The organism is Leucobacter sp. CX169 (assembly GCF_017161405.1).
Taxonomy (GTDB): domain Bacteria; phylum Actinomycetota; class Actinomycetes; order Actinomycetales; family Microbacteriaceae; genus Cx-87.
Map to the genome: position 1 here is coordinate 1,499,106 of NZ_CP071051.1, position 26,057 is coordinate 1,525,162.

Annotated in this window: 20 protein-coding genes and 1 tRNA gene; 8 read left to right on the plus strand and 13 right to left on the minus strand. The window is 65.7% G+C overall.

The window, feature by feature from the left end; translation table 11 throughout:
• The first annotated feature begins 220 nt into the window (after positions 1 to 220).
• A complete protein-coding gene (locus JW030_RS06810) occupies positions 221 to 838 on the plus strand; it encodes a DNA-3-methyladenine glycosylase I (RefSeq protein WP_188046536.1) in 618 nt (205 codons plus the stop codon).
• A 39-nt stretch (positions 839 to 877) separates the two neighbouring features.
• On the opposite strand, the gene JW030_RS06815 is transcribed toward JW030_RS06810, so the two are convergent.
• Positions 878 to 1,645, minus strand: coding sequence for an SDR family oxidoreductase (locus JW030_RS06815; RefSeq protein WP_188046537.1), 768 nt, complete (start codon positions 1,643 to 1,645; stop codon positions 878 to 880).
• A 163-nt stretch (positions 1,646 to 1,808) separates the two neighbouring features.
• Here JW030_RS06815 and JW030_RS06820 point away from each other — a divergent pair, with 163 nt between their 5' ends.
• The gene (locus JW030_RS06820) at positions 1,809 to 2,174 is read left to right on the plus strand and encodes an RNA polymerase-binding protein RbpA (RefSeq protein ID WP_188046538.1); all 366 of its coding nucleotides are present in this window, start codon (positions 1,809 to 1,811) and stop codon (positions 2,172 to 2,174) included.
• Here JW030_RS06820 and lnt read toward each other — a convergent pair.
• The 8 genes from lnt to JW030_RS06860 form a co-directional block, all read right to left on the minus strand.
• The gene (gene lnt, locus JW030_RS06825) at positions 2,131 to 3,756 is read right to left on the minus strand and encodes an apolipoprotein N-acyltransferase (RefSeq protein WP_188046539.1); all 1,626 of its coding nucleotides are present in this window, start codon (positions 3,754 to 3,756) and stop codon (positions 2,131 to 2,133) included. The genes JW030_RS06820 and lnt overlap by 44 nt on opposite strands.
• Positions 3,756 to 6,239, minus strand: coding sequence for an RNA helicase (locus JW030_RS06830; RefSeq protein WP_188046540.1), 2,484 nt, complete (start codon positions 6,237 to 6,239; stop codon positions 3,756 to 3,758). Before JW030_RS06830 ends, lnt begins: the two co-directional genes overlap by 1 nt.
• Positions 6,236 to 7,021, minus strand: a complete 786-nt coding sequence (gene tatC / locus JW030_RS06835) for a twin-arginine translocase subunit TatC (RefSeq protein WP_188046541.1) — start codon at positions 7,019 to 7,021, stop codon at positions 6,236 to 6,238. Before tatC ends, JW030_RS06830 begins: the two co-directional genes overlap by 4 nt.
• 172 nt (positions 7,022 to 7,193) lie before the next feature.
• Positions 7,194 to 8,198: a YafY family protein gene (locus JW030_RS06840; protein ID WP_188046542.1), complete on the minus strand. Its 1,005-nt coding sequence runs from the start codon at positions 8,196 to 8,198 to the stop codon at positions 7,194 to 7,196.
• On the minus strand, positions 8,188 to 9,210 hold the full coding sequence (locus JW030_RS06845) for a YafY family protein (RefSeq protein ID WP_188046543.1): 1,023 nt from the start codon (positions 9,208 to 9,210) through the stop codon (positions 8,188 to 8,190). Before JW030_RS06845 ends, JW030_RS06840 begins: the two co-directional genes overlap by 11 nt.
• A gap of 55 nt (positions 9,211 to 9,265) precedes the next feature.
• The gene (locus tag JW030_RS06850; protein WP_188046544.1) at positions 9,266 to 10,180 is read right to left on the minus strand and encodes a peptidylprolyl isomerase; all 915 of its coding nucleotides are present in this window, start codon (positions 10,178 to 10,180) and stop codon (positions 9,266 to 9,268) included.
• A gap of 62 nt (positions 10,181 to 10,242) precedes the next feature.
• Positions 10,243 to 11,298, minus strand: coding sequence for a tRNA (adenine-N1)-methyltransferase (locus JW030_RS06855; protein ID WP_188046545.1), 1,056 nt, complete (start codon positions 11,296 to 11,298; stop codon positions 10,243 to 10,245).
• On the minus strand, positions 11,295 to 12,005 hold the full coding sequence (locus JW030_RS06860) for an HAD family phosphatase (protein WP_241095353.1): 711 nt from the start codon (positions 12,003 to 12,005) through the stop codon (positions 11,295 to 11,297). Before JW030_RS06860 ends, JW030_RS06855 begins: the two co-directional genes overlap by 4 nt.
• A gap of 89 nt (positions 12,006 to 12,094) precedes the next feature.
• Between JW030_RS06860 and JW030_RS06865 the strand changes: the two genes are divergently transcribed.
• A complete protein-coding gene (locus tag JW030_RS06865) occupies positions 12,095 to 13,087 on the plus strand; it encodes a PAC2 family protein (protein WP_241095354.1) in 993 nt (330 codons plus the stop codon).
• A gap of 7 nt (positions 13,088 to 13,094) precedes the next feature.
• On the opposite strand, the gene mshC is transcribed toward JW030_RS06865, so the two are convergent.
• The 3 genes from mshC to JW030_RS06880 all read right to left on the minus strand — a co-directional run bounded on the left by mshC (position 13,095) and on the right by JW030_RS06880 (position 16,686).
• Positions 13,095 to 14,402, minus strand: coding sequence for a cysteine--1-D-myo-inosityl 2-amino-2-deoxy-alpha-D-glucopyranoside ligase (mshC, locus tag JW030_RS06870; RefSeq protein WP_188046546.1), 1,308 nt, complete (start codon positions 14,400 to 14,402; stop codon positions 13,095 to 13,097).
• Complete coding sequence (locus JW030_RS06875; protein WP_188046547.1) at positions 14,399 to 15,241, minus strand: undecaprenyl-diphosphate phosphatase; 843 nt, start codon at positions 15,239 to 15,241, stop codon at positions 14,399 to 14,401. Before JW030_RS06875 ends, mshC begins: the two co-directional genes overlap by 4 nt.
• Before the next feature lie 119 nt (positions 15,242 to 15,360).
• Positions 15,361 to 16,686: a M20/M25/M40 family metallo-hydrolase gene (locus tag JW030_RS06880; RefSeq protein ID WP_241095355.1), complete on the minus strand. Its 1,326-nt coding sequence runs from the start codon at positions 16,684 to 16,686 to the stop codon at positions 15,361 to 15,363.
• A 128-nt stretch (positions 16,687 to 16,814) separates the two neighbouring features.
• Here JW030_RS06880 and JW030_RS06885 point away from each other — a divergent pair.
• From JW030_RS06885 to JW030_RS06900, 4 genes are all read left to right on the plus strand, one after another.
• A tRNA-Leu gene (locus tag JW030_RS06885) sits at positions 16,815 to 16,897 on the plus strand.
• 1,124 nt (positions 16,898 to 18,021) lie between these two features.
• The gene (locus JW030_RS06890) at positions 18,022 to 19,599 is read left to right on the plus strand and encodes a LuxR family transcriptional regulator (RefSeq protein ID WP_188046548.1); all 1,578 of its coding nucleotides are present in this window, start codon (positions 18,022 to 18,024) and stop codon (positions 19,597 to 19,599) included.
• Positions 19,600 to 20,677: 1,078 nt separating this feature from the next.
• On the plus strand, positions 20,678 to 22,414 hold the full coding sequence (locus JW030_RS06895; protein ID WP_206348522.1) for an Ig-like domain-containing protein: 1,737 nt from the start codon (positions 20,678 to 20,680) through the stop codon (positions 22,412 to 22,414).
• A 13-nt stretch (positions 22,415 to 22,427) separates the two neighbouring features.
• Entirely contained in the window at positions 22,428 to 23,261 is an 834-nt protein-coding gene (locus JW030_RS06900; protein WP_188046550.1) for a bifunctional 2-polyprenyl-6-hydroxyphenol methylase/3-demethylubiquinol 3-O-methyltransferase UbiG, read from the plus strand.
• A 34-nt stretch (positions 23,262 to 23,295) separates the two neighbouring features.
• On the opposite strand, the gene JW030_RS06905 is transcribed toward JW030_RS06900, so the two are convergent.
• Entirely contained in the window at positions 23,296 to 25,095 is a 1,800-nt protein-coding gene (locus JW030_RS06905) for a DEAD/DEAH box helicase (RefSeq protein WP_188046570.1), read from the minus strand.
• Positions 25,096 to 25,160: 65 nt separating this feature from the next.
• Between JW030_RS06905 and JW030_RS06910 the strand changes: the two genes are divergently transcribed.
• Entirely contained in the window at positions 25,161 to 25,991 is an 831-nt protein-coding gene (locus JW030_RS06910) for an SGNH/GDSL hydrolase family protein (RefSeq protein WP_188046551.1), read from the plus strand.
• The last annotated feature ends 66 nt before the right edge of the window (positions 25,992 to 26,057 follow it).

A 26,057-nucleotide genomic window follows, 5' to 3' on the forward strand; every position in this document is an offset into this window, starting at 1 on the left:
AATCTCCCGCGGCGCCCGCCCGGTCTGTGTCAGGATCCTGCCGACCCTGACCCGCCGATCGACCAGGGCCGCGCGCGTGCCGCCCGCCTTTCGGGGATCGAAGCCTCACCCCTCCGTTCACCGGGGCTGCCGGACGACACTTATCCACAATTCGCCACGCAGGGACGCGGTCCCGTTCGTCCCCGGATAGCCTCGAGAGGACGAACCGAACGGAGTAGCCATGGCACCCCCAACGATCCCAGAGCCGATCAGGACCGACTGGGCGAACGGCGACCCCCTGCTTACGCGTTACTACGACACCGAGTGGGGCATGCCCGTGACCGACGAGCAGGGGCTCTTTGAACGGGTCTCGCTCGAGGCGTTCCAGGCGGGGCTCTCGTGGCTCACGATCCTGCGCAAGCGGGAGGCGTTCCGGGCGGCCTTTCACGACTTCGATCCCGACCGCGTCGCCGCCTACGGGGAGAAAGATATTGAGCGGCTGCTCGCCAACGCGGCGATTGTCAGGAACGTCGCGAAGATTCAGGCAACCGTAACGAACGCCCAGGCGGTCCTCGCGCTCCGCGAGTCGGGCGGCCTCGCGAGCCTCATCTGGGCGCATCAGCCAAAGACCACTCCTCGTCCCGAACACCCCTCGGAAGTGCCGACACGCTCTGCGGAGTCCGAGGCGCTCGCCGCGGACCTCAAAGCGCACGGCTTCACGTTCATCGGCCCCACCACCGCGCACGCGCTCATGGAGGCAGTGGGTGTCGTCGACACGCATATCCTGGCGAGTCACCGCCGTGGATGCTCGGGACTCTGGAATCCTGACGGCAGCAGAAAGCAGAAACCCGCGCACTGACCGAGGCCAGTGCGCGGGTTCGCGCCCGAGCGAAATGTCCTAGGCAGTAGCGGTAAAGCCTGAGACGTCGCCCACGTACCGGGTGTTGTCGGCCGGAACAGCGTCAACGGCAGCTTGCGCGACCTCTGCGGCGAACTCTGACACGTTGTACAGGCGGCCCGCGGCTTCCTTACGATCCGAGATCGCGCCGGGGTTCAGGCGCTCAAGCAGGGTCGCCGTAATCGTTCCTTCGATCATGTCGCCCGACACCACGACGAACTCAACGCCGCGCTCGGCCAGCTCGGGGATGCGCGCCCGGAGCGCGTCTTCGCCGGCGCGCTTGCTCTCTGCGACCGGCACATACTCCGGCATCGTCGGTGTCGTGCGGATGAAGTGGGCCTGGTGGCTCGTGACGAACACGACTCGCGCGCCCTCGCTCAGCAGCGGCAGTGCCTGGTCGAGCACGTTCAGCTGCGCGTCGCGGTTCAGCTTGAGCGCGTAGTCCTCCGCCATGCCGCCTTCCATGCCGCCGGAGGCGTTCAGCACCAGAACGTCAAGACCGCCCAGCTGTTCTTGAATGTCAGCCATCATCTCAGCAACCGACTCCGGGCTCGTGAGGTCTGCCGCCTCAACGAGGACGCGCCCGCCATGCGCGCTCAGCTCAGTCGCAAGCTTCTCCGCACGTGCCGCCTTGTTGCGGTAGTTGATCACGACGTCCGCGCCGGCCTCGGCAAAGTAGCGCACCGTGTCGGCGCCAATTCCGCGCGAGGAGCCGGTAACCAGGGCACGGCGGCCAGCAAGCGCGTTCGGGGCGAGGGGGTTAGTCACGAGTGTCTCCTTCGAGGCGAAAATGAGGCGGCGCCGGAAGGCGCGGGTAATTCGATGATTCCAGCGTACTGGAGGTCATATCCCTGAACCCGCGCAATCCAATTGGGGACTATCCCCAGCGGGGTCAGCGTTGTACTCTGCAAGCAATGGGGAAGGACGCAACATGGCAGACAGAACCTTACGCGGAGCACGAATCGGCTCGACCAGCCTGCAGGGCGACCAAAACGTCGAGCTCGCTCCCCGTCAAACCGTGCAGTACCTCACCGAGAGTGGCCGCACGTTCCGCGTCATGTTTGACGCGGACGCCGAGCCGCCGGTCGAGTGGACCGATCAGCGCAGTGGCGAGATCGGCTTTCTCGATGACGAAGCCGGCAGGGCGGCCCGAGCGGAGTTCGAGGTGCGTGGCGCCCCGGGTAGAACGCCCTGGGACATGCTGCTCGAGCGTCGCAGCGTGGAGGAACTCGAAGAACTCCTTGAGGAGCGGCTTACGCTGATGCGCGCTCGTCGCGGGACCGAAAAGTCCAGCTAGCTAGCGACAACAGCACGCCGGCGGCACCGAGCGAGAGCCACAGCGCAGCAGCCGAGGCGCCCCACAGGATCGCGGGTGTCTCGCCGCTGAAGGTCGGAATGTCCGCGACCATAACCCCGGCCGTGTAGGGCTCGATCGCGTCAATGGCGCGGCCATCCGGACCGATCATCTCGCTGATCCCGACCGTCGAGATGTTCACCACCACCCGGCCGGTTTCCATGGCACGCAGACGAGCAATCTCGAGTTGCTGCGCGTTCTCGTCGGTGCGGCCAAAATCAGCGTTGTTCGTCTGCGCGAGGATCACTTCCGCCCCGTCGTCGATCATCGCGACCGCCTGCTCGTCAAAGATAATGTCGAAACAGATCGCGATGCCCGCGAGGAGCGGATCCCGCCCCACACCTGGCACAGAGATCGGCATCGCCGCGGGCAGCGTCCCAGGCAGGTAGTCGAGCTGCACCAGGTCGACGAGGTCGGGGGCGAGCGCGCGATAGAACTCGCGGTGCGGCATGTACTCGGCAAACGGCACCGGGTAGCGCTTGTCGTATCGCGCGGCCACCCCCGCCTCGGGCTGCCACACCAGCGAGGAGTTGGTGTACGTGTCCGGTTCGTCAGCCGGAAGAATTGAGCCCAGCACGATGGGGGCGTTGGCGCGCCTCGCGAGACCATCAACGAGTCCCCGAGCGTACGCGCTGCCCGGCAGGTTGAACTCCGCGCTGTTCTCCGGCCAAACGATGAGTTCCGGCGGATCGCCGGCGGTGCCCGCCTCGACCGCGTCAAGGTACTCGGCCGTGGTCTGCACGTGGTCGCGCAGCACGTCACCCGACTCTCGATCGTCGAAAATTCCCGCGTCGGAGTTGCCCTGCACCGCAGCAATACGGACAGTTCCGGTCTGTTGTGTCGGCGCGACCGGCACCAACGACAGCAGGATCAGCCCGACGATCGAGAAACCTGCCGCTCGCGCCGTGCGACGCCCCGAGCGCGGCAACCGCGCGAACCAGACGGCCGCGGGCACCGCGCAGGCTGCTGCAATCAGTCCGCTGAGGCCCGCGAAGCCGACCCAGGATACGAGCTCGGCGAGGGGCCCCTGCGACTGGGTGTGGGCGAGGCGCCCCCACGCGAAGCCCCCATACGGCCAACTCGACTGAGCGAGTTCGCGGGCCGTCCAGATCCCGGCTGCGGCAAGCACCTGCGCCGACAAGATGACGCCGATAGGAAGCGGTAACCGAGCGAGTCCCCGCGTCACGGGCCCGATGACTGCCCCCATGGCGGCGAACCAGAGCGTCATGAGCGTTCCGAGCGCGAGCCACGGGATCGGGCCGAGATAGAGCGTCAGCCAGGAGACCTGGGGAAACCAGAAGGCGGCGCCGGCAATCGCGCCGATGGCGAGACCACCCCACGGGAGCTGTTTCCACAGTGCACACAGAATGAGGGTGGCGCCGAGCAGACCCGCCGGCCACCACGCGATGCCGGGAGAGGCCACGTCGAGCAGGAAGCCGCCGAGCGCCGCGGCGCCGGCCGCCTGCCACCAGCGGAGTCCGCGCTCTGGATCCCGGCCCTGTTGCGGTTCTCGAGGGGTATGCATTAGCTGGTACTCGACGCCTCGACAATGCCGCGCCGCACGAGCAATTTCGCATCGCGGGCGAGCGCGGCCATAGGTGAGGCCGCATCGACGCTCAGCGACGCCTGGGCGATCTGATCGAGCAGGTCGATGGTTTGCTTGCTCCACCGGACAAAGTCTCCGACCCCCAGGTCCGAGCGCTCGAGTGTCGTGGCGAGGCTGTCTCCCTTTGCCCAGCCATGCATCGCGAGCGCCAGGCCAGCGTGCGGAAGCTGTGTGCGGGGCAGCCGGTGGCGCTCTTCGAGGTCGTCGAGCTCGGCCCAGATCGTCAGGGTCTGCGCAAACGCTTCGCGGAACGATCCGCGAGGCAGCTCCGGGTCAGCGTTCTCGTCATCTCTGCGCGGCTCGTACGTCAGCGCGCAACTGAGCGCGGCCAGGCCCGCCGCATCGATCCCGTTCCAGGAGGCGCGACGAAGGCACTCTGCGACCAGCAGGTCACGCTCGCCGTACACTCGCCGCAGCACGGCACCCCAGGGCTCGACGGTAATGGACTCAGACTCCCCCGACGCGGTGACGGCACGGCTGAGGTAGCCGCGTTCGAGCAGGAGGTCGACCACACGGTCGAAGGTCCGCGCGATCGTCCCGGTGCGCGACCGAATCTCGCGTACCTGTTGCTCGGTCGTCCGCTTGAGTCCGAACCAGCGCCCAGCCCAGCGCTCGTGGGCACGAAGATCGGGACAAGAGGCGCAGGGGTGCTGCTGGAGCTGTCGGCGCAACTGGGACACCCGCTCGCGCCGATCAGACCCGCTTCCGCGACGTCCACCCGCGCCCCTGACTGCGGTTTCTCCGCGCTCGATCGACTCGAGATCGCGCCGCAGTTTCGCGTACTCCAGGAAGTCACCGAGCTCGCAGTGCATCGAGGACTCGTACCCGGCCAGCGATTCTTCTGCGGCCCGCACCTGGCGGGCAATATCGACAACCGAGCGGTCTGCTTGGAACTGGGCGAACGATTGTTCGAGCAAGCTGCGCGCGGCGGTGATCCCGACACGATCGAGCAGGTTCACCGACATGTTGTAGGTCGGGCGAAAGCTCGACTTCATCGGGGTACTGCGTTTGGAGGCGAGGTGCGCCAATGCCTCGGGATCCACCGCGTCGCTCCACACCACGACGGCGTGGCCTTCGGTGTCGATGCCGCGACGGCCGGCCCGGCCGGTGAGTTGCGTGTATTCACCAGTCGTGAGCGGCGCACGCCGCTCACCGTTGAACTTCTCGAGCTGTTCGATGACGACCGAGCGCGCAGGCATGTTGATCCCGAGCGCGAGGGTCTCCGTCGCAAACACCGCCTTGACGAGGCGCCGCTGGAACAGCGTCTCCACGACACTCTTGAACACCGGGATCAGCCCCGCGTGGTGTGCCGCGATACCCCGCTCTAGTCCGGACAGCCACTCGTGGTAACCGAGCACCGCGAGATCTTCGTCCGAGAGCTCAGCGACCGCGGCCTGGGCGACGTCACGAATCTCGTCGCGTTCCTCGCGAGTCGTGAGGCGAATCCCTTCATAGAGCGCCTGCCGAACCGCCTGATCGCAACCGTTGCGGCTGAAGATAAAGACAATCGCGGGCGTCAGCTCGGTCTCGTCCAGCGCCCGCACAATGTCGGCACGCGAGATTCGCCCGGTTGAGTGCCGCTGAGGCGCGTGTCCACGCTGCCTGCCGCCCCGCCCGCGCCGGCCACGATCGTCGAAGCCGCCTCTTCCGCCTCGCTCAGAGGAGCCACCGTGCCCGCCCAGCCGGATCACCTCAGGGTTCAGCCGGCCGTGCGTGCTGAGCTCACCCTCACGGTCGACGATGAGCGGAAGCAGCGCTCGCTTGGTGAGCACGTGCTGGTAGAGCGGGACGGGGCGATGTTCGGACACGATGACGTCGGTATCGCCACGAATCGCATGCATCCAGTCACCGAACTCCTCGGCGTTTGACACGGTCGCCGAGAGCGACACAAGCCGCACGTGGCGCGGCAGATGCAAGATGATCTCTTCCCACACGGCACCGCGGAAACGGTCCCCCAGGAAGTGCACCTCGTCGAGAATGACGAAGGCGAGGTCGGCGAGTGCCGTGGAATCCGCGTAGATCATGTTGCGGAGGACCTCGGTCGTCATCACGACAATGGGTGCGTCACCACGAATGTTCACGTCGCCCGTGAGTAGCCCCACCTGGTCCTCGCCGTATTCCTGAGCAATCTCGTGGAACTTCTGGTTCGAGAGCGCCTTGATCGGCGCCGTGTAAAACACCCGAGCATCTCGCTCGCGCCGGGCGAGGGCCACCGAGAACTCGGCAATCGCCGTCTTGCCAGCCCCGGTGGGGGCGGCAACGAGCACGCTACGCCCCTCTTCCAGGGACTCGCATGCGGCGCGCTGGAACGCGTCGAGGGGAAACCGGATCCGTGCTTCGTATGCGGCAAGCGCCGGGTGTTCGACGGGGTCCGGCTCGCTGTCCGTCACGGAGTCAGTCACGCGTTCGCCTCGGAAGCCGGCGAGTCGCTGTCCAGGTCGTACTCGGCGAACTCGGCGGCACGTCGCTTGGCCAGTCGACTGTCGTGAATCCAGGCGATGCCGCCCGCGAGGAAATACAGGACGATCATGGGGCCAGCCAGCAAGAACATGCTCATCACGTCGGCCGCAGGGGTGGTGATTGCCGCAAACAAAGTGATGCACAGGATCGCGATGCGCCAACCCTGAAAAATGGCCTTCGCGCTGAGAATGCCCACGAAGTTCAGCAGCACGATGAACACCGGAATGACGAACCCGACACCGACCGCCAGGAGGAGTTTGGTCGAGAAATCGAGGTAGCCGCGGGCGCTCAGCAGCAACGCATCCTCGTCCGACCCAAAGCTCGTCAGCACGCGGACGATATTGGGAATGATGCTCCACCCCACGTAGGCCCCGAACAGGAAGAGCGGAAGCGCCGAACCCAGGAACGCGACCCCCCAACGCTTCTCCTTGCCGCTCAGGCCCGGGGAGAGGAACGCCCAGATCTGGTAGAGCCACACCGGGCTCGCGAGGAAGACGGCGATGAACATGGAGATCTTCAACTTGAGATCAAACGCACCGGTGACGTCGTCGTAATTGATCTGCGCGTTACGCCCGCGCTCCTCCGCGATAATCTCGATCGGCTGGCGCAGCATGTCCCACACCCAGTCCGAGAGGAACCAGCCAGCCACCATCGCCAGCACAATGGCGATGGCAGAGATCATCAGCCGCTTGCGTAACTCGACGAGATGCTCGCCGAGGCTCATGCGCCCCTCTTTGCTGCGAGGCGCCTTCTGCTCGCGCGCCACTATGCGAAGCGCCCGGATGACACGGTGTGAAAATCACCGAAGATACGGGGCATGAGGGTGCGGTTCCTTTCGCAGCGATTTGATGGCAAGTCTATCTCACCGGGCTCGGGATCCCCGGATGCGCAGCGGCTCAATCGTCGTACTGTGCGAGCGCTTGCTCGGCCCACGACTCCACCGCCGCACGCGCCGCTGCGGGCGCCTCGACAATCACGTCTCCCGGTGCCGTCGCTGCGATGCGCGCCGCCGTGTCCACGTGCGCGAGCTCCACCTGCACCCGGACCCAACTCTCGTCGATTGCCCGGTCAGAGCTGCCGTCGAGTGGCTCGTCGGCGCCCGCGGCAATCACCTCGGCACCATACCCAGCGAGGCTCGGGAGCGCGCGCTCACGGACGCAAAGCGTCACCGTTGTCCCCGACCAGACAGAGGCACTTGGCGACTCGTCGGCCTGCCCCGGCGTGGCTCGACGGAGTGACCGTTCCGGCAGCGCATGCGCGTGCGACATACGGTCCAGCCGAAACGAGCGTTCTTCGCCGCGGTCGAGGCAATACCCGCGAAGGTACCAATACACCCCGCGCTGCTGCAACAGCAGCGGCTCAACCGAGCGGGCGGTCTCTCCCCCACGCGCGTCGCGGTAGGCAAAACTGACCCGCATGCCAGCCGCAATGGCGCCGGCGAGTACCGCTGCTTGGGGGTCAGTGGACTCCTCAGAGACCGAGATCACCGCATGTTCACCCCCGGACTCGCCGCCCAGCTTGAGCGCCGCGCTGCGCGCCGCGGCGCCGTCGTCCGGAGGAAGCATGGGGGCAAGCACGTGCAATCCCGCAAGCAGCACGGCGACCTCTGACGCGGCGAATCGAGGGGTGTCGTCAATCGCGACCACGCGCACCAGACTCAACACGTCGTCATGCTCAAGCGCGTGCCAATCAATGTCAAACAGGTCCTCATGCTGATACGTCTGCGTCTCCCCCGGCACGCCGGCGGTGCCCAGAAATTCCGCGAGCGCGCGCAGCACTTTCGGTTCGACATCAAACGTTTCAGCGAGCTCGAGAATCGGCGTCGGTCCGCGATCCTGCAGGTAGGCGACCAGTGACAGGAGCAAGATGACGCGGTTCGGCGCCGTCAGATTAGCGCGCATCGCGACCTCCTTCGGCTTGAGTAACCACTGGTGAGGGCGCGTGAGCTGCGCCAATCTTCTGCAGGCGAGCGATGACGGCGCCGCGCAACTCGTCCGGGCCGACGACCGCCGCATCTGCGCCGTAGCTGGTGACTTCGTCCGCGAGGACGTGCGGGTCGAGCATGCCAACGGTGAGACGCATCCAGCCCGCCGCTGCCGGGTGTGCCGTCGTCGCGCGCGGCGTGAGGCGCGCGGCTGCCTGCGAACCCACGCGCACATCAATCCCCGCGATGCGCTCCCGCAGGAGACGCTCGATGTCTGAGACGACCGCCTCGACACCCGCAAACCGTGTGCGATCGAACTCTTCTCGCTCGAGCCGGACAGCGCCCTCGATCCGGGAAAGCAGGAACACGCGATCGTCGGAGCGCTCGAGGTCCCATGCGATGAGGTGCCACCGGCCGTCAGCGCGATGCAAGCGGAGCGGCGCAACGCGCCTGGCGAGCGGCTCCGGATGTTCGGGGTGGTGGTAGGCAAAGCTCACCACACGTGTCTCGTCGATCGCGCGTTGCAGCTCAGGCGCCGCGGGCTCCGGGATCCCGATCCGTGGGGCGACCCCCAGGTGCTGCACGTCGAGCGCCGCACCGAGCGCCTCGAGTTTCATTGTCGCGCGCCTCGCCTCCGCAGATAGGCTGCCGTCGCGCCAAGCAAGGGCGGCCAGGCGCAACATCGTGAGTTCCGAGGCGGTGAAGCGCAGCGATTCCGGAATCTGTAGGCGTTCCTTGGAGATCCGGTACCGCAGGAGCTGGTTGTTTCCCGGCTCCTCGGGAGAGTCGAGCGTTTCGAGCGGAATGCCCAATCGTCGCAGCTCGCCCTTGTCGCGCTCAAATTTCCGCTCGAGCGCGGCGGTGTCGCCGCCGGTGGAGAAGTCGTCGGCGTAGCCGTGCACGCTACTCAGCAACTCGCGCTTCGTCGCGCCGATCGGACTCGAAACCAGCGCCAAGATCAGGCTGAACACCCGCTGTTCAGCGGGCACCGGCGGCCGCTTGTGACCGCCCGCCTGTCTCGTCTCTGAGCCCGCCACGCGTGCGCTATCCGACGGAAAGAATGTCGACGACGCTCACCTGAGCGCCACCCTCGCCGGGGGTCATCACCACAATCTGCGACCCCACGGTCTTCCCGGTGAGCTGGTCGCGGAACGTCGCCCCAGGGGTCTCTTCGTTGCCGAGAGACTTCGGCCCCGACTCCCAGGTGTTCTCCACGACGTCACGGTTCCAGGTGACGGTGAGCACCTGAGCAATCACGACATCCTCCGCGCGTATCTTTGTGCCGTCACCCACGATGCGGGCGGCCGACTTGACCTTGGTGGGCTCAGCGCCGGGAGGAATAACGATTCCGGGGCGGTGGTTCTCGTCGACCGCAATTCCGGGGAACCCGGAGGGAAGCGAGCGCACCTTGCCATCGGCCGCCATACCGGCGACGCCCTGTACGTCTGCCACCGCCACGATCGGGGTGCCCGGCATGACGCCGTAGCCCTGTGCGAACGCAACGCTGTCCTTCGGCGAGAGCGCGACGACGACACGATCGCCTGCGGCAGCGCACCGGAACGCGGTCGTGAACGACGAAATTTCGGTATCGGCGACGTCCTGCACGATGTACCCGCCGGTGTCCGATCCGAAGCCGGGGGTTGCGAACACCTGCTCGCCGCTCAGCCCGTCGAAGAAGCCAAAATTGACGGTGACGAGGTCGCCCTCGGTCACTACCCGATCGCGGTTCTCTGCCTGCTGCACCAGGGTGCGCTGGGACACAGTCGGAACCGCGTCCTTCGGGATGCTCACCTGGGGCGGTGTGCCAGCCTCGCCCAATACCACGACGCTGTCGCTGACTGGGCCCGACTCGAGCACTGGGGCACACGACGCAGCGGTCCCCGCCTGGCTGCAGGCAGACAGGCCGCCTGCGAGTACCAGGGCTACAGCGGTGACAAGGGGGGCGGTGCGAACGCGCATGGGGTCCTTCCGGCACGGATTGGGGAGCGACGTCATCCTATCGAAAGAACGACGGGGAAAAATCAGCGCTCGGGCTGGTCGGCAGCGTCGGCCGCCTCAGTTGCGGCGTCGGCGGTTCCCTCGCGCGCGCGGTCTGCGAGCAACTGCGCGGTGCGCACCTTCTTGCGGAGCACCTTGTCGCTCTTCACGAGCTCGCCGACCAGGTCGGGCGTCCACGCCGCGACGTCCTCGTCCGAGAAGTCTGACTTCGACGCACGGCGCTTCAGCTGCGGGAGTTCGGTCCCCGGTGCGAGGCGACGCGCGGTGATGAGGAAGCCGGTGTGCGCGACCATCCGGTGATCAGGGCGCACCGCGAGACCCTCGACGTGCCAGCCGCGCACCATCGTCTCGGACGACTTCGGGTGCGTGAACAGCCCTGAGCGGCGCAGCTCTTCGGCGACGCGCGACAGCTGGGTGACAGTGGCAACGTAGCAAATGATGACGCCTCCGGGCTTCAGCGCGTCCGCGGCAACGTCGACGCACTCCCAGGGGGCGAGCATGTCCAGCACGACTCGGTCTACCGTCCCTTCGGGGAACTTTTCCGGAAGGACGTCCTGCAAATCGCCCACCGTGACCGACCAGTTCTCGGGATCGCGACCGAGGTAGCCCGCGACGTTCGCGCGCGCAATGTCCGCGAACTCGTCGCGGCGCTCGAACGAGGCGAGCTCGCCCGTCGCGCCGACCGCGCGCAACAGGTGCAGCGAGAGCGACCCTGAGCCGACGCCGGCCTCGACGACGCGAGCCCCGGGGAAGATGTCGGCGAGCGAAAGAATCTGCGCGGCGTCCTTTGGGTAGACGATTGCCGCGCCACGCGGCATCGACATCACGAAGTCGGCAAGCAGGGGGCGCAGCGCCAGATACTGCTCCCCCGTGCTGTTCGCGACAACCGAGGCATCAGGCAGGCCGACGATGTCCGCGTGCTTGAGCACGCCGCGGTGGCTGTGGAATTCGCCGCCCGTGATCAAGGTGGTCGTGTTCATCTTGCCCTTGGGGCCGGTGAGCTGCACGCGATCGCCGTAGCGGAATGGGCCGCTCAGCGCAGGGGTTGCAGGGTCAATGTGGTGGGTTGCCTCAGTCATGCGTGGAGCGCCGCCCTTTCGGTTTCGGTCGTAACAGTGGTGGGCCGCAGGCGCGCGAAGAGTGCGGACACTCCCCCGGCGTCAAGGCCCGCAAGAGTGGGAATGAGCGCGTGCGCCGGAGCGTCCGCGAGGTCTACGAGGTTGGGAATCCCGACGGCAACCGCGCCCGATGCGCTCGCCGAGCGCAGGCCCGTCACCGAGTCTTCGAAGGCGAGGCACTCCTCAATCGGAACGCCCAAGCGGCGCGCAGCCGTCAGGTATGCCTCGGGGTGCGGCTTTTCTTCACTCACTTCGTCTCCGCCGACGATGAGCCCGAAGGATCCTGCGGGGAGCAAATCTGCGACCTGCTGCGCGAGCGAACGAATCGACATCGTCACGAGCGCGGTGGGCACCCCGGCCTGGGCAAGGTCAGCGAGCAACTCGCGCGCGCCCGGACGCCATTCGAGCTCGCCCGCAGCCATTCGGGCGGCAACCACGGCGCAGAGTTCGGCGACGATTTCGTCGGCTGAGAGCTCGACTCCGCGGCTCCGCATCAGTTCCGCGCAGTCCCAGAGGCCGGTGCCGACGAGCGACAATTCCTCTTCCGGGGTCAACGAGGCCCCGAAGCGAGCCAGAAGTGCGTGCTCCGCGGCGACCCAGAGTGGCTCGGAGTCGATCAGCGTGCCATCCATGTCCCAGAGCACGGCGGCGGGGGTCTCAGCAGTCATCCTGACAAGCTTACCGGGCGCACGCGCCTAGACTGGCCGGGAAAGGAGTCGCCCTGAACGAGCAGAAGAAGCACACCGAAGGCCGCGTATTGATTGCGGCCTTCGAAGGTTGGAGCGACGCCGGGGCGGCGACCAGCACCGCATTGGAGTACCTCGGCGAACTCATCGACGCCGAGATGATCCACACAATCGGCTCCGAGGGGTACGTCGACTATCAGGTCCATCGCCCCAAGGTGATGATCGAGGACGACGGCACTCGCACGATCGATTGGCCCGACACCAGGTTGTACGCGACGGTGCAGCGCCCGGGTGCAGACGCTGCGTCGACCGCAGCGGGAGCTGACCCGAGTGCGGCTGAACCGACCCCCGTCCCCGCTGAGCTCACTGCCACGGTGGACGAGTCGGGAAAGAAGCCCGACCGCATCACTCGCCTTGACGGGGCGGTCGTCAACGACCTTTTCCTACTCGCCGGCGTTGAGCCCGCTAGAAACTGGCAGGCGTACGCGGACGAGCTCCTCGAACTGGTCGACACCTGGGGCATCACCACGGTGATCTTCCTCGGTTCGTTCTTTTCCGATGCACCGCACACGCGCCCAATCGTCACGTCCCTGTCGAGTGAGAGCTCCACCGCCCGCGCACGTTTCGACGCGAGCCGCGGCGACTACGAAGGGCCTGCCGGCATCACCACGATCGTCGAGATAGCGCTGCACAGCGCCGGGATCGAGACCATCGCACTCTGGGCACAAGTACCGCACTACGTACACAGCATGCCGTCACCCAAGGCCACCCTGGCGCTGCTCGACAAGCTCGAAGAACTGCTCGACGCGGTGATTCCCCGCGGTGACCTCCTCGATCAGGCGACGCAATGGGAGCGCAACATCGATCAGGTCGCCTCAGTGGACGATGAAATGCAGCGCTACATCCGCCGACTCGAGGCGGCGCGCGACACCGTCGAGGCGCCCGAGGCGACCGGCGACGCGATCGCCTATGAGTTCGAGAAGTTCCTCAGGATCGACCCAGACCAGGCGTCCACTGATGATTCGGGTGAAGAGCCGCCCGCCGACGAGACGCCGGCGGGCTAGCGGCGCTTTAGTCGGCCTCGACCGGGCGAAGCGCCACGCCGAGCAGCGACTGCGCCGCGTCGGCGAGCAGCTCGGGGTCGTCGACGCCGCGATCCCACGCCTCATCGAGGGTCGCGAGCATGACGGGCGTGTCTAGGTCATTGGCCATCGCGGCACGAAGCCGCTCGACAATCGCTGCAGCGACCATCGGCTGCGCGGATCCTGCGAGTTCCGCCGAGTCGCCGAGGTCGGCGGCCACAGCGGCCGGGCGGCTGAGTCCCTCACGCCAGGCAGCGAGTCGCCGGCTGGCGACCTCGAGGTCCGCGTCCTCCCACTCCCACTCCTCGCGGTAGTGGTGTGCGAGCAGTCCGAGGCGAACGGCCGACGGGTCAGCGCCAGCGTCAAGCACCTTGTGCACGAAGACCAGGTTTCCCCGCGATTTCGACATCTTGTGGCCCTGGTAACCCACGAGGCCCGCGTGTGCGTAGATGTGCGCGAGCGGGGTGCCTGAGAGCGCCGTCGCGTGCGCAGCGGTGTACTCGTGGTGGGGGAAGATCAAGTCGTGCCCGCCGCCCTGGACAGTGAAGGCATTGCCGAGGGCTTGGACGGCGATCGCCGCGCACTCGATGTGCCATCCGGGTCGGCCAAGACCCAGGACAGTTCCCCAGCTCGGCTCTCCCTCGCGTGCGGCACGCCAGAGCAGCGGGTCGAGGGGGTCGTGCTTGCCTAGGCGCTCGGGATCGCCGCCGCGCTCAGCACTCAGCAGCTCCATTACCGATCGCTCGTACGGAGCAACGTCACCGAGGCGCCACTGCGTGTCCGCCTCAGCGCGCACCGTGTCGAAGTAGATGTCGTCGCCCGCGGCATCAGCTGTCGGGACCGCGTACGCGAGCCCCCGCTCTCGGAGTTCCTGAACGGCCTGCGCGATCGGCTCGATTGCCTCGGTCACCGCAATGTAGTGCTCGGGCGGGATCATGCCCAACCGGAACATGTCTGAGCGGAAGAGCGCGATCTGCCCGTCAGCCAGTTCGCGCCAATCGACGCCCGTGTCGTTGGCGCGCTCAAGCAGCGGGTCGTCCACATCGGTGATGTTCTGCGCGTAGACCGTCTCAACACCGGCGTCGCGCCAGGCGCGCAGCATGAGGTCAAAGGCGAGGTAGGTGAACGCGTGTCCGAGGTGTGTCGCGTCGTACGGCGTGATGCCGCAGACGTACAGCGTGGCACGGTCCTCGTGGATCGGCGGGTGCTCGAGGCGACCCGTCGCCGTGTTAAACAGGCGAAGCGCGGGCGCGTTGCCGGGCAGCTTGGGGATTACCGGCGGGGTCCAGGTTCTCACAGGTTTGCTCCACTCTCGGGCGAGATGACGCCCGTCGCCAGGAGCACCAAGAGGACGCCACCCAGCATGACCCGATAGACCACGAACGGCATAAAGCTGCCTCGTGAGATGTACCGCATGAACAGCCCGATCACGACAATCGCGACGAGGAAGGCAATGACGGTCGCGAGCAGAGTGGGCATGAGCGCCACCGAGGTCGGATCGCCAAATGACTTCACGAGCTTGTACCCACCCGAGCCGAACACCGCGGGAATGGCGAGCAAGAACGAGTATCGGGCTGCGGCCTCGCGGGAGTATCCCATCAGCAGGCCCGCGGTGATCGTGCCGCCCGACCGCGAGACGCCGGGAATGAGCGCCATCGCCTGAGCGAAACCGTAGATCAGGCCGTGCGGCGCGGTCATGCCGTCGAGCTCACGGACCTTCTTGCCGATCCGGTCGGCTACCCCCAGCAGGACGCCGAACACGATGAGCGCGATCGCCACAAACCAGAGTGAGCGCAGCGTCGAGCCGATCGCGTCTTCGAACAGGAGCCCGAGGACGACGATCGGCACGCTGCCGAGGATGATCCACCAACCGAGGCGGGCGTCGGGATCGCTCCGCGGCACGCGGCCGGTCAGCGAACCCCACCAGCGCCCGATGATGCGCACGATGTCGCGCCAGAAGAAGACCACAACGGCGGCTTCCGTGCCCAGTTGGGTGATCGCGGTGAATGCCGCGCCCGGATCGCCCGCGCCGGGCAGCAACTCCCCGGCAAGCCGGAGGTGCGCGCTTGAGGAGATCGGCAAGAACTCGGTGAGTCCCTGCACGATTCCCAGGATGATCGCCTCGAAGATTCCCATGCTGTCTGCGCCGTGCCCCGTGTCGTCAGTTCTCAATCAAGATTCGGAGTCTGCGAGAACGCAGACCGAGATCCAGCGTAGTACGGACTGAGCAGCACTCCCTGGACCTCGCCGCCGCGCTAGTAGCTGCGCAGCAGGTCGACCAGCACGCGATGTCCGAAGTCGAGCGCATCGAGCGGGACTCGCTCGTCGACCCCGTGGAACATCCCGGGGAAGTCGAGATCGGCGGGCAGCCGGAGGGGCGCGAACCCGTACCCGACAATGCCGAGCTTGCTCAGCGCCTTGTTGTCAGTGCCGCCGGAAAGCAGATAGGGCAGCACGACGGCCTCTGGGTCTTCACGCAACAGGCTCGCGGTCATGGCATCGACCAGTTCACCCGAGAACGGCGTCTCGAGCCCGATATCCGAGTGCACGGTCTCGATCTCGATCTCGTCACCAACCAGCTCTCGGATCTTCGCGAGCACGGCATCGCGCTCAGCGGGCAGTGAACGCACGTCGACGAGCGCTTCTGCCGAATCAGGGATGACATTGTGCTTGTACCCGGCCTGGAGCACCGTCGCGTTACTCGTGCTGCGCAGGCTCGCCTGAATGAAGCCGGCGCCCTTGCCAGCCCGCACAAACATCTGCTCGGCGTCCACTTCGGTGGGGTTCACCCCGTAAATCTTCGCGACGCGCTCAATCAGGTCGCGAGTCGTGTCGCACAACGCGATCGGCCACTCGTGCCGACCCAGTGCCGCGATGGCCTCAGCCAGGCGCACCAGCGCGTTGTCGTGGGCGATGCGCGAGCCATGCTCGGCGGTTCCGCGGGCACGCAGCCGGATCCAGTCCAGCGCCTTCTCCCCCGTCTGCACGAGGTATGCGCGCGTGTCTTCAAACTGCACCGAGTAGCCCCCGACTTCGCTGATCGCGGTGCCCGCGCCTGCGAAGAGTTCGGGGTGATGATCGACCAGCCAGTGCGACCCGAACACGCCGCCGTTCTCTTCGTCCGAGAAGAACGCGATGATGACGTCGCGGCGGGGACGCTCCCCCGCACGCAGAATCTCGGCGATCGAGGTGAGGATCATGGCGTCCATGTCCTTCATGTCAACCGCTCCGCGGCCCCAGAGCATGCCGTCGCGGATCTCGCCCGCAAACGGATCGACCGTCCAGTTCGCAGCGTCGGCGGGGACGACATCGAGGTGGCCGTGCAGCACGAGTGCAGGGAGCTCGGGCTGCGAGCCGGCAACCCGGACGACCACGCTCGCGCGTCCCGGAGCCGAGAGATACGTTTCGGGAGCGAGCCCGAGTCTCTGCAAGAAGTCAGAGACGTACTTCGCGGCCTGGACCTCTCCCACGGAATCTCCTCCACCGCGGTTGCTGGTGTCGATGCGGATGAGGTCACGCGCGACCTGCACCGTCTCAGAAAGTGAGGATTCGGCCAGCGTCGGCATGCTCTCGTGACTCATGACTCCAGCGTATCGAACGCGCGACACACGCGGCAGACTGGGTGGATTTCGTCGGTCACAAAGTTCCGTGATAAGTTATTTCCTGTTCGGCCGGAAGCGTAAAACGCAGACAGCCGGGTAACGTGCAAGCGCGAGTGGCGGAATGGCAGACGCGCTAGCTTGAGGTGCTAGTGCCCGAAAGGGCGTGGGGGTTCAAGTCCCCCTTCGCGCACGTTAAGAAAAACCCCGGTCAGAGATTCATTTCTCTCGCCGGGGTTTTTGCATGAGGTGCGTTGATCCTGCGTAATGGAGTAACATCGGCGCGTGATGCCTGGATTTCGCAATGTCGCCGTCTCTTCAGAGAACACGGCGAATTTTGCACCCGCACCCCTGCCCTCCCGCATTGTGCCGGATTCCTCAGCTCGAGAGTCCTGGGCAACCGGTCGTCATCTCGCGGCGTTTGGAGAGCCCGGCAGCGGCCGAACTGTTTTCGCGGAGCGTCTACTACGCATGTGGCCCGGACGGGTACATCGACTCAGCGGGTCACCCGCTCTCAGCGGGATACCTTTTGCCGCTCTTGCCGCACTGGCCGCATACGCGCCGGAGGCCGGCACGCCTTCGCCCGCTCAGCTCATCTCGGCTCTCGCCGCCGATGGCCACGGCGGGGAGCGAGCAATTCTGCTCGACGACGCCGACCATATCGACGAAGAGAGTGCTGCCGTGTTTGCACAGGCTGCACTCGGAGGCTCATTACGCCTCCTCGTTCTCGGCACGTCCGCAGAACGTCTGCCCGCGTCACTGAGGGCAGCCAATCTGGAATTCGCTCACGTGAGTCTCGAAACCATCACGCGTGAAGATGCCAGGGTGATCGCAGAGGAGGTGTTGGGCAAATCGCTCGCTCTGCACGACGTGGATCGCCTGCGACATCTTGCGGGGAGCAACGCCAGACATCTGCGTGCACTCGTGCTCGATGCGAGAGATTCTGACGGTTTCAGAGAGGTGTACGGGTACACGGCACTCCAAGAACGCTGGGCCCCGACCGGACGCCGAATTGGTGAACTTATCTCACTGAGGCTTTCGCTTCAGCCGGCACACGTGCGGGAGGCAGTGATCCTGTTCGCAATCACCGGCGTAGTACCGGTGCAGCTCGCCGAGCAGATAGTGACCTCGCAGGCACTGCAGCAGGCAGTCAGCGCCGGACTCGTTGAACTTACGAAGGAATCACACGCCGGGAGGACAGGCCAGCTCTTATCCGTTCAATTGCGCGGCGGACTCACTTCACAGACGGTACTTGCGCGAGTGCCAGAACAGGAGCTGCGAACTCACGCCGAGCACGCGCTCACATTCTCGGAGCAGATGAGTGCACAGACCGCCATTACCGTTTCCATTCACGCTGCACAGGTCGGCGTGATGCTGAAAGCGGAGACTCGCGGATCGATCGCACGTGAGGCGCTACGAACACGTCAGTTCGACGCCGCACTCCTCCTGGCCACTCCGGACGCAGGAATTGAGCTCTCTGCGGAGCTCCGCCTGTTGCGCTCGCGGGCCCTCTTCGAATCAGGGTTACAGGATGAAGCGTTTGAGGTCTTGGCCCCGATGCTTGCTCAGGGCGACCTCGAGGCCAGAGTGTGGTCCGCAAAGATGAGTGCGGCCTTCGGGAAGGCCGACGTCCTTGCAGCGGCACTTTCCCCTAGGCCGGAAGACGAAAAGGCGACCCTCGACGTGCTGGCCGCCTGGCGCGATGTGCTGCTAGCCAAAGCCGGAGGTGTCTTAGCCTCGAGCGTCCTGCGTGTGCACGCAACCTCGGCTGCCCTCGGACCCGAGTTGCAGGCATCTGCCCTGCAGTGTGCGTTGCTGCTCGATGTCTTTTCCGGTTGCGCCGGCGAGGCGACAGGTGAGGCCATCTCCCTCATGTCCTCCCCCGAATGGGCGAATATTCCACTCACTGAACAAGGTGATTTGATCGTCACCCTCTTCCAGGCGTTGGTCGCTACCGGCGCTGTGACGGCAGAACTCGGGGGCTGGGACGACGACGCCTGGGCGGACCTCAGAATATTGCCGACGCTCTACCTGTTCGCCGAGGGACGGAGATCAATAGAAGCCGGGGATGCCCAGTCAGCGGCAGATCTCTTGCACCAAGCTCTCGCGGCAAACGGTGCCGAGAATAGATTCGGGATCGGCGCGAACCTTTCGGCAGCCACTGCCGCTGCTTCCGCGATGCTCGGGGATATCGAGAGCGCCACCGAGTTGCGAGATGCCGCGTCGCGATTGCTTTCGGCGGGCGGTGCGCTGCGCGACGAGACCGAGCGCCTACTGCTCCCCGCGGACCTCCTGGTGGGTGGGCCCGAGGCTGCCAATGGGCGCTGGCGACGGCTTCGCGACCGAGCGCACAATAACGACCGGCACTACCTGTTGATGCGTGTGCTGCATGACGGGTGGAGGCTCGGACTGCACGATGATCTCGCGGCGCTCTCTCACACGGCTGCGCGGGTGCAGGGGCCACTTGCGGTGGCCCTGTCCCAATACTCGAGCGCCGCAGCCGGAGATGCCGCCGCACTCGATCAGGCCGTCAGCGGGCACCTGGCTTCCGGCCATGCACTGTTCGCCGCAGAATTGACCTCCTTCGCGATTCACTCCGCGCGACAGGACGGGCGCCGTCTGCCCGTTTCGCCCCCAATGCAACACAGCCTCCAGGCACTTGTCGGACTCCACGGGGTGAACACTCCGATCATGAAGCGGGTCCGCATCGACCGCGAGACGCTCACTGAACGGGAGTACCAGGCTTGCGCAGCAGCGGTCTCTGGGTTCAGCAACGCGGAGATCGCCGAGCAGTTGTTCCTCTCGACGCGAACCGTTGAGGGACATCTTCAGCGCGCCTTTGGGAAGCTCGGTGTCGAGACTCGCGGGCAGCTCGCGCCGGCGCGGATCAGATAGTCAACGCGCGGTGAGATTCGTGGATTACCGTTCGAAACTCCATCCCTCGGGCCACTACCTGACTGTGCCGGACTGACTACCTGATCCTCGTAAATTGTTGTTGCTCGCTGGTTGAGTGACGCAAAAATAGAGCTATCTCTCCACCGCTGCCTCGTGCGAGCAGCGACTTGTCCATTCCCGAGAATAGGAACTCAGTATGGGTAGCCCCGAAATCACACCTCAGCACTCAACCCGCCCGCCCACATTGAGGCGGGTCGTTGCTGTCACGCTCGGCGCCACCCTCGCAGCGGGCGGCTTGGCCCTCGCGCCGGTGACTGCCGCACCAGCGACTGCAGCTCCGGCAACCACTGAGCAGGCGGCCGCGGGCGACTCAATTGTGTTCAAGGACAGCCGCGGCACCGAATGGACGGTGCCTGCCGGAGTCGACGAGGTGTTGGTCGGCCTCCGCGGCGGGAAAGGCGGCGATGCTCGACCAGGCAGAGGTTACCCGGACTACCGCGGAAAAGGTGGAAAGGGTGAAATAGTAGTCGTCTCTATCCCTGTCATCGCTGGAGACGTCCTGACGTTGTACGCAGGAAAAGATGGTGACGATACCACCCGCGCTGGCGGCGCAGGCTTCGTCTCTGGTGCGAGCGGCGGCGGCCACTACCCCGACAAGCATGACGTCATCGACGGCGGCGGGGGCGGCGGCGCCGCCGCCGTGAAACTGAATTCAGTCCTGGTCGCAGTAGCTGCTGGTGGAGGTGGTGGCGGCGGCGCTGGCACATACCCCGGAGGTAATGGTGGTTCTCAGCCGTATCAGCCGGAAAATGGCGGAGGACCTGTTTCCTCCGCTGGTGTGGGAGGTCGGAATGGTTCGCCGACCTCTGATCAGGAAAAGGCTCCCAGCGCTGGGACAGATACCTTTTGGTACGAGCGGTCCGGGAACCTCAGGACGCACGCCGGCGGACCCGGCGGAGGAGGCGGCGGAGGCTGGCCTGCCAGTGGCATTGGCGGAGATAAAGGCTTCTGGATTGACCGGGGAGGAGCGTGGAATCTCCGCTCTGCAGGTGGCGGTGGCGGAGGTGCGGGCCTGGGCATGATCGCAGCCCCCGCGACTGCCTTAGGGCAGTCTCAGCTGCCCGTAACGGGATCTTTTGACCCGTTCGCAAAATCGGGCGAAGTTAAGGTGACGGTGCCGCTCACCACCGAAATCCAGGCTCGTGCCCTGTCGACGGAGAGTGAAATGGGTGAGCCGCTCAAAATCGTGATCGAGACGCGCCTCAAAGGTGTGCTGTACTCACAGACTCTCTCTACCAGTTCAATGGGCGAAGTCCGCGTGAAGTCGGGTGGCGAAGTGGTGTTCTCTCAGCCGGTTACTCAGCGCTCAAGCATCCTCACCGCGACGATTGCCTCCCCGCAAACGCCTGGTGATTACGAGTACGAGGTGGAATACCTTCCGCCCTACGACGATGACAACCCGCTACAGGAACAAGGCGCTTCGCGAACCAATATCAATAATCCGTGGGTTGAGCGAGTACCCAATATGCCGACTCCTGAAGCGTTCGATGATGCGTCGGAGATGCCCAGCTCAGCCGTGGCTCCCCTGGCCGCAGCTGATGCAGCAGACGAGGTGGTCATCTCCCCGACGTCGACCACCATCGCTTCTGCCCCGTCAGAGGTCCAGGCGCATCAGCCGTTCAACGTCACCGCCCAGGTGGTGACCCCGCAGGCTGACCCAGACCTTGACCCGCTCATCCCGACAGGCGAGGCGACCCTGACCGCTGACGGTCTGATCATCGGGAACACCGTGCTTGACCCATTCGGGCGCGCCGTGTTCACCGGAGTGGTTGCCCCGTGGGGCACCACACAACTCGCTGTCCAGTACGAAGGCGATTTCGATATGCACACCTTCACCGGCTTTGAACGGTCGGAATCTGATCCGTCGGAAATCGTCATGACCGAGGCACAGACCATTACTGAACTCGAGTTCTCTGAGACGGACCTCCTCGCCGGCGAAGAGACCATCGTGCGTGCCAGAGTCACGGGCGCCGACCTTGATGGGATTCCCGGGCCCGACGTGCTTGAAGATCCGCGCGGACAGATCGAACTCCTCGCTGACGGTGAAGTCATCGGTGCAATCTCGGTCGCCTTCGACGCGGACCCGGAGGCGGACGATGCCGAAGCGGTCTACACCCTCGGTATGAGCAGTCTCCCCCCGGGCGCACACAACGTCATCGCCCGCTTTGTCCCCGCCAACGGTTTCGCTGGTTCGGAGAGCGCTCCAGCTCCGGTGAACATCACTCCGTGGGACACCACCCTCACCGCAACCCCGGACACGGTTACAGCGACGCCGGGTACACCGGTCACCATCAAATTGGCCGCCACGGCGGTCGCCCCCGACAGCCACGCAGATACTATCCTCGAGGTTCCGATGGCCAGCGGCTCAGTCCAGGCCTACCTGGACGACATCCCCTTGGGCGATCCCACCCGCATCACCGACGGAGTCGGCGAGCTGTCGTTTGCTGAGCCGCCCGCAACTTCTGGTGAAATGGAACTGCAATTCACGCCGAGCAAGCTGGCCTTGTCGCAGGCGAGCGCGAGCGTGAAATTCCAGTTTGCCGGGGGTGCGGCAAACGCCGGCAGCAATACGTCCGGGCAACTCGCGCGCACCGGAGCGGAGATCGGGATGCTCCCCATCTGGGGAGTCGGCCTTCTCCTCGCAGCAGCGGGAGCGAGTCTGGTGCTCGGACGGGCAAAGCACAGGCGCCGCGCCACCAATGAGAAGGTCGGTAGTCCACACACTCACCTGGCCGATTCTGCTGCGTCTCGCTAAGCTCGAGCCCATCATGGACAGTGCAGTCGATTCATTTGCCACCAACCGAGCGAACTGGGACGAGCGTGCCCCCATCCACGCGGCGTCGACCAGCTACGCCGTGGACCAGTTCCCTACTGATCCCGCGCTCCTCAGCGATGTCGTGCGCTTCGATCGGGAGCGTCTCGGTGACCTGACCGGGCTCCGCGCGCTGCACCTGCAGTGCCACATCGGAACGGACACCCTCTCGCTCGCGCGCCTCGGCGCCACCACGACGGGGCTCGACTTTTCCGCCGCCTCGCTCCGGGAAGCGCGGCAGCTCGCCGAGGCCGCAGGCGAGCCGATCACTTACGTTGAGTCCAACGTGTACGACGCACCCTCAGCCCTCGATCAGCGGCGGTTCGACCTCATCTATACCGGCATCGGCGCTCTGTGCTGGCTGCCAGACATCGAACGTTGGGCGGCGGTGGTGGCCGAGCTGCTTGCCCCCGGCGGCCGGCTCTTTCTGCGGGAGGCCCACCCCATGCTGTACGCGCTGGACGAAGAGCGCGTCGATGATCTCGTGCTCCGCTACCCCTATTTTGAGACACCGGATCCCCTCGTCTGGCTTGACAGCAGCACCTACGCTGACCCGACGGCGCACATCACGGCGGCCACCACGCACGAGTGGAACCACAGCATCGGCGAAATCATCACCGCGCTGCTCGGACAGGGCCTCACGCTGACGTCCTTCGTCGAGCACCAGAGCGTCCCGTGGGAGGCGCTCCCAGGCCGCATGACGCTCCGCAACGACGGAGAGTATGTATTGAACGAGCACCCGGAACGGCTGCCGCTCACGTACACGTTGACCGCCGAGCGCCGCGACTAGTCCTCGGCTCCCCCGAGGGCGGCCCACGCGAGCGCTACGACCGCAGGCGCCGCCGCAACACGTCGATTCGATCCTGCAATTGCGTGACGCTCGCCTGCGCGACCGGCGGTCCCCCGCAGCTGCGTCGCAGCTCAGTGTGGATCATGGGGTGCGGCTCGCCCGATACCTTCGCGTACATCCCCACCAGACTGCTCAGCAGTTTGCGCTGCTCACCGAGGGTACGGAACAGTGCGCCGGGCGCTTCTGCCTTCTCAGGGGCGTGCTCAAGGATGCCCTGGCTCTGGGCGCTGCGCTTTGCCTGCCGCGACTGGCGCTGGATGAGCAGGGCGCGCACCTCGGTCGGCTCAAGGAGGCCGGGGAAACCCAGGAACTCGAGCTCCTCTTCACTTTCGACTTCCGCGTACCCGCCAAACTCGGTGCCGTCGAAGACCGCGCGGTCGAAGTGCGCGTCAGAGCCGAGGGCTTGGTAGACGAATCCCTCGCCCTCCATCTCCTCCGACGCCCGGTCCTCGCGATTCGCTTCGGCCAGCAAGGCCGCCTCGGCGTCCCACATGTCCTCCGCGCTCCCCGGCATCTCGAGGACGTGATCGCGTTCCTTTTCGAGTTCCTGCGCCAGTTGCATCAGGGCGGGCACGTTCGGGATGAACACGGTCGCGACCTCGCCGCGGCGCCTGCTGCGCACGAAGCGGCCGATCGCCTGAGCGAAGAACAGTGGAGTCGACGAGCTCGTCGCATACACGCCTACCGCGAGGCGCGGCACGTCTACGCCTTCCGACACCATGCGCACGGCGACCATCCAGCGCGACGTCCCCGCCGAGAAAGACTCGATCTGATCGCTCGCGGTCGAGTCGTCCGACAGGATCAGCGCGACCGACTCCCCCGTGATCTCGCTCAGCTGTGAAGCGTAGGAACGGGCCGAGGCGTGATCAGTCGCGATGACCAGGCCGCCAGCGTCGGGGATGTGCTCGCGTACTTCACTCAACCGGCGATTCGCGGCACGCAATACCTTCGCGATCCAGTCGCCAGCGGGATCCAGTGCGGTGCGCCACGCCTGCGAGGTGATGTCCTTGGTGTTGCCCTCGCCGAGGCGGGCTTCCATTTCTTCGCCCGTGGACGTCTGCCAACGCATCTTGCCCGCATAGACCATGAAGACGACGGGTCGAACGATGCCGTCGGCCAGGGCGCGGCCGTAGCCGTAGCCATAGTCGGTCAACGACACGCGCGTGCCGTCTGGCTGGGGCGCGTACCGCACGAACGGGATCTCTGCGTCGTCCGAGCGAAACGGCGTACCCGTCAGCGAGAGCCGACGACGTGCCCCGCCATACGCTTCGCGTATGGCGTCGCCCCAGCTCAAGGCGTCCCCGCCGTGGTGGACCTCGTCAAGAATGACCAGCGTCGAGGACTGCTCGGTCAAAAGTTTGTGGAGCACGGGCTTCATGGACACCTGCGCATAGGTCACGACGATGCCGTGATAGTGCCGCCCGTACGCAAGCCCATCAGCGTTCGAGTAGGACGGGTTCAACCTGATCCCGGCGCGGAAAGCCGCCTCTGCCCACTGCTTCTTCAAGTGCTCGGTGGGGGCCACCACGATGACCTGCTCGACGGATCCTCGACCGCGCAACTCAGCGGCAAGACGCAACGCGAATGTGGTCTTGCCGGCACCCGGGGTAGCCGAGGCGAGGAAGTCGCGCGGCTCGGTCTCGAAGTACTGGCCGATGGCCTCCGCCTGCCAGGCGCGCAGCCTACCGGCAGTACCCCAGGCGGCTCGCTCGGGGTACGCGGGCGAGAGTTGCTCAGCGGCACTCGTGCCCGGCGCATGCTCAATCGGGCCCATCTCCGTCACGAGGTCCTAGACTACCGTTTACTGCGACATCGGGGGCTGGACGACGGGTGGATATTGTGACGAACAACACTGCAGGCGCGGAACCTGCGCCCGAAAATATTTCGCTACCCTGGTCGCGATTCGTCGCCATCGGCGATTCGTTTACCGAGGGCGTCGGTGATCCTGAGCCGGAAAGTCCCGGTGGCCTGCGCGGCTGGGCCGATCGCTTCGCTGAGGTGCTCGGCGGCTTCGATCCTGACCTCGCCTACGCGAATCTCGCTGTCCGAGGGAAGCTCATCCGCCAGATCGCCGAGGAGCAGGTGGAGAACGCGCTGGATCTGCGCCCCGACCTCATCAGCATCTGCGCCGGCGGCAACGACGTTATTCGCCCGGGATCAGACCCCGACGAGGTTGCTGCTGAGCTCGATCGCGTGGTCGCTCGGCTGCGCCAGGGCGGCGCAACCGTCCTCCTCTTCACCTCGACCGACATCGGGTTCTCGTCTGTGTTCCGCCCCATCCGCGGCAAGGTTGCGATCTACAACGAGAACGTCCGCAAGGTGGCTCTCCGCCACGACTGCATCGTGGTTGACCTCTGGGCCGTCGAAGAGCTGCAGGACAGCCGGTACTGGGCCGATGACCGGCTGCACTACAACGCGCTGGGACACCACACGGTGGCTCGCGCGGCCCTCAGCGCCCTCAACGTTCCCAACGATCTCGTGCCCCACGACCCGCTGCCACTTCCGGCGCACAACTGGCGTCAGGCGCGTCGCGAAGATCTGGTGTGGGCGCGTGAGCACCTCGTGCCATGGGTCATCCGCCGCATCAAGCACGTCTCGTCAGGTGACAACGTGCAGGCGAAGCGACCCGAAGCTGCCGTGATGGCGCCCCGCCACGGAGACGACGACTAGGCCATTGCCGTTCGCCCCCGGCTGTGTCAGCCTGGACTGAATCCCGTCGCCGCAGCGACGCCGTCG

Coding starts and splice junctions, on each gene's coding strand:
- JW030_RS06810 (WP_188046536.1), top strand. CDS start 221: ATGGCACCCCCAACGATCCCAGAGCCGATCAGGACCGACTGGGCGAAC.
- JW030_RS06820 (WP_188046538.1), top strand. CDS start 1,809: ATGGCAGACAGAACCTTACGCGGAGCACGAATCGGCTCGACCAGCCTG.
- lnt (WP_188046539.1), bottom strand. CDS start 3,756: ATGCATACCCCTCGAGAACCGCAACAGGGCCGGGATCCAGAGCGCGGA.
- tatC (WP_188046541.1), bottom strand. CDS start 7,021: ATGAGCCTCGGCGAGCATCTCGTCGAGTTACGCAAGCGGCTGATGATC.
- JW030_RS06840 (WP_188046542.1), bottom strand. CDS start 8,198: ATGCGCGCTAATCTGACGGCGCCGAACCGCGTCATCTTGCTCCTGTCA.
- JW030_RS06850 (WP_188046544.1), bottom strand. CDS start 10,180: ATGCGCGTTCGCACCGCCCCCCTTGTCACCGCTGTAGCCCTGGTACTC.
- JW030_RS06855 (WP_188046545.1), bottom strand. CDS start 11,298: ATGACTGAGGCAACCCACCACATTGACCCTGCAACCCCTGCGCTGAGC.
- JW030_RS06860 (WP_241095353.1), bottom strand. CDS start 12,005: ATGACTGCTGAGACCCCCGCCGCCGTGCTCTGGGACATGGATGGCACG.
- JW030_RS06875 (WP_188046547.1), bottom strand. CDS start 15,241: ATGGGAATCTTCGAGGCGATCATCCTGGGAATCGTGCAGGGACTCACC.
- JW030_RS06880 (WP_241095355.1), bottom strand. CDS start 16,686: ATGAGTCACGAGAGCATGCCGACGCTGGCCGAATCCTCACTTTCTGAG.
- JW030_RS06890 (WP_188046548.1), top strand. CDS start 18,022: ATGAGTGCACAGACCGCCATTACCGTTTCCATTCACGCTGCACAGGTC.
- JW030_RS06895 (WP_206348522.1), top strand. CDS start 20,678: ATGATCGCAGCCCCCGCGACTGCCTTAGGGCAGTCTCAGCTGCCCGTA.
- JW030_RS06900 (WP_188046550.1), top strand. CDS start 22,428: ATGGACAGTGCAGTCGATTCATTTGCCACCAACCGAGCGAACTGGGAC.
- JW030_RS06905 (WP_188046570.1), bottom strand. CDS start 25,095: ATGGGCCCGATTGAGCATGCGCCGGGCACGAGTGCCGCTGAGCAACTC.